Source organism: Paracoccus shandongensis, assembly GCF_017315735.1.
Taxonomy (GTDB): Bacteria; Pseudomonadota; Alphaproteobacteria; order Rhodobacterales; family Rhodobacteraceae; genus Paracoccus; species Paracoccus shandongensis.
Map to the genome: position 1 here is coordinate 1 of NZ_JAFLRK010000065.1, position 4,581 is coordinate 4,581.

Annotated in this window: 4 protein-coding genes; 2 read left to right on the forward strand and 2 right to left on the reverse strand. The window is 59.2% G+C overall.

Features of this window, described 5'->3' with window-relative positions:
- The first annotated feature begins 88 nt into the window (after positions 1-88).
- Together JX613_RS19440 and JX613_RS19445 are read left to right on the forward strand one after the other, a co-directional pair.
- Entirely contained in the window at positions 89-1,390 is a 1,302-nt protein-coding gene (locus JX613_RS19440) for a plasmid recombination protein (RefSeq protein ID WP_207103127.1), read from the forward strand.
- A gap of 509 nt (positions 1,391-1,899) precedes the next feature.
- A complete protein-coding gene (locus tag JX613_RS19445; protein ID WP_207103128.1) occupies positions 1,900-2,910 on the forward strand; it encodes a replication initiation protein in 1,011 nt (336 codons plus the stop codon).
- A gap of 303 nt (positions 2,911-3,213) precedes the next feature.
- On the opposite strand, the gene JX613_RS19450 is transcribed toward JX613_RS19445, so the two are convergent.
- A complete protein-coding gene (locus JX613_RS19450; protein WP_207103129.1) occupies positions 3,214-3,762 on the reverse strand; it encodes a metallophosphoesterase in 549 nt (182 codons plus the stop codon).
- 80 nt (positions 3,763-3,842) lie between these two features.
- Positions 3,843-4,508, reverse strand: coding sequence for a hypothetical protein (locus JX613_RS19455; protein WP_139599782.1), 666 nt, complete (start codon positions 4,506-4,508; stop codon positions 3,843-3,845).
- Positions 4,509-4,581 lie beyond the last annotated feature (73 nt).

Sequence of the window (4,581 nt, forward strand, 5' to 3'; positions counted from 1 at the left end):
TGGCAATCAGCGGAGCGGCACGAAGTGGATTGCCTAGTGGGTTGTCATTTCAAATGACAATTCTGCCTCGCCACCCTAGGCTGCCCGCATGTTCAAGTCAGCCATCCGCGTCAACAAGATCAAAACCGTCGCCCAGCTGCGCGGTCTCTCCCTCCACGCCGAGCGCCATGACGAGATCGGCCAGGCGCGGGTTCGGGAGGGTGCAGTCGCAGGGGAAGCCTTGGCTTGGTCCAAGGCCGAGAGCAGCGACCGCGACTACCTGGCGGCCTTCAAGGCCCACAAGGCCGAGCTGGGGGCCGGGGAGCGCAAGAACGCCCCGCTCGCCATGCAGGCCCTCTGCGTCGTGTCTCCGGAATGGGTCCAGCAGACCGGGGATCTCCATGACCGTGCCAATCCCCGCAACGTCGCCCTGTTCGAGCAGGCCAAGGCTTGGGCGGAAAGCTGGGCCGGCAAGGGCGCGGTCTTCGGGGTGCGCCTCGATCTGGACGAGAAAGGCGGCGCGGTCGTGGACCTGATGATCGCCCCGGTGCGCGACAGCCGCGGCAAGCCGATCATCTCCACCCAGAAGCCCCTCAATGAGCTGAAGGCCGCCACAGGCGAGCGCAACGAATACGCCGCCTTGCAGACCTCCTGGGCCGAATGGTGTCAGGAACACCTCGACCACAGCATCACACGGGGCCTCAGACGCGATCTGACGGCCCGTGCGCACCTGTCACCGGAAACCTATGGTGCGGTACTGGACAAGGCCCGTGAGGCCGTCCAGCGGCCCTCTGAGAGCGTCCTAGGGGCATTGCAGGCCGTAGACCTGTCCTGGAACGACACGGACCGGCTGCGCGACTACCTGCTACTCAGGGGCGAGATCAGCCGCCACAAGGAGGATCCCCACGCCTACGAGCCGCCCCCAGGCAGCCTCTCCCGAGACGCTGTCGAAGAAGCAAGGCTCTTTGAGCCAAACACCTGGAAGCTGATCTCGGCCTTACGCCAAGGCGCCGAGCAGATCGTCGAAACGGCCTTCAGTTTCGGCATGGGTCTGGACAAGCTGCGCCGTCCCGATGGGCACGAGGCGGGCCGCAAGTGGTTTCCGTCGCTGGTCGATCGGCTGCACCTGGGCGCGGTGATCGCCAAGTGCGGGGTGTTCTGCGCCCAGGCCGAAGCCCTTGTCAAAAACCTCCGCATTGAGGATCCGGCTCAGCACTTGAAACCCGAACGGCTCTGGCCCGAGGAAAGCTTTGAACTGGTGGAGCGCTACAATCGCCACCTGGGCCTTGATCTTCCCCAGCACAGCCAAGCTCTCCACGAGCCCCACCGGGAGCAGGTGGAGGAACCCCATGCGGTTCACACGGAACGGCGCGAACGCAGCCATGACGACGACTACGATCACGGGCTGTAGGGTGGGACTGTAGCAGGAAATGCAATTTGGCAGCGTTACACTCGCCAAAACCCAATTTTCACCAGCATGGGCTGCCGGTTTCGAGGCTTGGGGGAGCGTTACACGCATCAGCACGCCAGACCCTGCCCCTACAGCCCTTCCTAGTGAGAGCGGGACAGGGTCTGGCTCAGCCTGAGCTTCACCCAGGATCGGTCCGCCTTCGCAGACCTGTTTCGCTGGAGTGTCGGGTGTCGCGTGTCGCGTGTCGCTTCGCTCCCCGCGACACCCGACACTGACACTAGAGGGCTTCACGACTACACCCCGGAGGGCTGGAGACTACACGCCGGAGGGGTAGCGACTACATGCCGGAGGGGTAGCGACTACATGCCGGAGGGGTAGCGACTACATGCCGGAGGGGTAAAACTACTGTTTACTTGCTACATATCGAGTTTTAGATTGTAGCTATGAGAGAGATTACTGTGCCATCCAGCGCTGTTGCGCTTCGATCAGATCGAACTCTGACCCCGGCCATGGTTTCGGCCGTGTGGGAGATCGCAGCTGCGCTTGATGAGCAGCGAGTGCCCGCCACTATTCCCAATGCGGTCTGGCTCGAAATTCCCACTCTCCGCCTGCGCGGCGAGGGCGGCCGAGCCGACAACGTCTGGCTCCGAGAATGCCTTGACCGCCTAACCGGCGTGAAGCTGTCTGGCGAATACCGGGGCGATCCATGGGGCGCAGTAGTGTTAGCCGAATGGCACATCACCCAGGGCGGCAGCATGGCCCGGTTGCTGATCCCGCCCGCAGGCGTTCACGCCCTCCGCAGCCCTTCGAACTTTACCAAGATCGAGGCCCATGCCGCACACCGCCTGACCGGCCATGGCCGCCAACTCTACGCGATCCTTGCCGACAAGAGGCGCCTCGGCAGGCCCTACTGGACGTTCACATTGGAAGAACTGCGCTCCCTCATGGGGACCGATGCACAGCGATCTTATGACCGCTTCAACAATTTCCGAGCGCGTGTCCTCGACCCAGCCATTGAAGCAATCAACGACTATGGCACCGTCACGGTAAAAATGACCCTCGAAAAACGTGGGCGGGCCGTCCATGCGGTGCGCTTTGATTGGAACTGGAAAGATCCTCGCCATGCAGCCGAGACAGTGGCCGAGAATGAACGCCATCGAAACACCCGGCGTCGCCAGCAGGACACCGACGATGCCCCGCCCCTCATTGCCGATGAACCGCAGTCCGAACCGGCCCTGACGTGGTGGCATGGCCTGACCAGGGCTGAGCGCGAGAACTGGGCGGATCGTGTCGGGCGTACCTTCAAGGCCGGAAATCTCACCGTACCCCGCCGCGATGCCGACCTTGCGCGCGCCGCCTTCTCCGTCCACGGAGAAGGGGTTCCAGACGAAACCTCAAATGACGCGGTACGCAACCATGCCAGAACTCTCCCTTTCCCAGGCCGCGAAGCTGGCAGGCAAGAGCAAGTCAACCATCAACAGAGCCATAAAAACAGGAAAGCTCAGCGCGACCCGGCATGACGACGGCAGCTATTCGATTGATCCTGCTGAATTGTCTCGGGCGTTCAACATGGAACCCCCTGACAGTTCGAAAAGAAGCGATGCGCAACCGGATGGAACCCGCCTGCTGGAACGCATTGAAGCTTTGGAAGCCATGCTGAACCGAGAGCGTGAAATCTCATCCGACCTAAAGGAAGATCGGGACCGCTGGCGGCAACAGGCAACTGCCCTCCTGACCGATCAGCGGACTACCACTTCAGCGACAGTCGCCAGGTGGTGGCCGTGGCGCAGAACGTAAGCGCTGTCAGATCTTGTCAAGCATTACTAAGACAATCCTTCTGCCTTCTTGTGCATCCGCGATGGCGGCATGGTCATCGCGGCTAGTTCGGCTTGATCCGATTTTACTGGAGCGAAATCCCATTGCTCCACACCAACATTGATCTGCCCTTCAGCACCACGCCATCTGGTATGAACATGGCCGAAAATCTGTATCGTGCCTGCTCGCGCGCCGTTCCAGGTCACTAAAGGGTAATGGCAAAGAACAAAACGGTTGCCCATAACTTCGACCTCGACCAGGTCATGGACTGAAGCCCATGGTAGCGTCTGGACTAACCAATCTGGATCGTGATTGCCGCGCACCAAGTGCTTGCGTCCAGACAAGGCCCAAAACGCTGCCCGTGCAGCCTCTCGGCCTCTGTCGGTTTCACAGGCTGCAAAGTCGCCAACGATCCACAGATCATCCTCTGCTCCAACAATTGCGGCACGCTCAACCATCGCAGCATCCATTTTCTCGACCGAGGCAAAGGGGCGACTAAAAAAACGGCGCACTGAATCGTCGGAAAAGTGGGTGTCAGCAGTAAAAAAATGAGCCATCACAGATCCAGTTTTGTGAGTAGCTCAAAGGCTCCTGCATAAGCCCAAGCTACTCTGCTTTATGGCAAGTTTAGCCAGCGTCACTTTTTGCTCAAGCTGAGCAAAAGCCCCCACTTATCATAGGCCATCACGCTCTTCTGTGCTTTTTCGTAGAGTGCCTTACGCTCGAAATGCAGGCGATCCTCGACGTTTTTCTCGCCCATGGCGGTGAGATAGCTGACTAAGAACCCATCAGCTCCTGTGCCGGGCATACCCGTCTTCCCGCGCGTAACAATTACCTCTAGCGGCGGAATCTGATCGTATTCTCTCGATACAGCTCCATCCTTTAGCCGCGCCTCTGAACGGATCTGGTCAATGACAGCGCCAATTAGTCCAAGCGGTCGAGCATATTTAGGTAAGGTGCCAGCGTTCTTACGTTCTGGGTCTCGAGCGCGCAACTCGCGATCCAAATCGGCATAGGTCATAATCTCACCCCTCTGGGCGTACTCAATAATGATCGGGACCGCTTGCCGCGCCGTAACTTCAGACCAACTCGTACCCTGAAAATCAGCGCCTACTTGAAGATAGGTGAAGGCATCATCGTCCTCTTCCGCCTCATCCTCCATTGCTGTGAGACAGATATCCAACCAGACAGGAGGCTCTTCCTCAGCACAGGCGGAAGCAATGATTTCGACCGGAAGCTCAAGATAATAGGATGCTTTCACCGCATTTAGCCCCAGTTCCGCCAGACGTTCTTGTCCAGTCATCAGGCACTCCAACCCACTAACGTTGCCACATGACACTAACATGTAAAAAAACACATGTTAATGTCAATACTCT

What these genes read in the sequence shown, in the direction of transcription:
- JX613_RS19445 (WP_207103128.1), top strand. Translation starts at nt 1,900, where the DNA reads ATGGTTTCGGCCGTGTGGGAGATCGCAGCTGCGCTTGATGAGCAGCGA.
- JX613_RS19455 (WP_139599782.1), bottom strand. Translation starts at nt 4,508, where the DNA reads ATGACTGGACAAGAACGTCTGGCGGAACTGGGGCTAAATGCGGTGAAA.
- JX613_RS19450 (WP_207103129.1), bottom strand. Translation starts at nt 3,762, where the DNA reads ATGGCTCATTTTTTTACTGCTGACACCCACTTTTCCGACGATTCAGTG.
- JX613_RS19440 (WP_207103127.1), top strand. Translation starts at nt 89, where the DNA reads ATGTTCAAGTCAGCCATCCGCGTCAACAAGATCAAAACCGTCGCCCAG.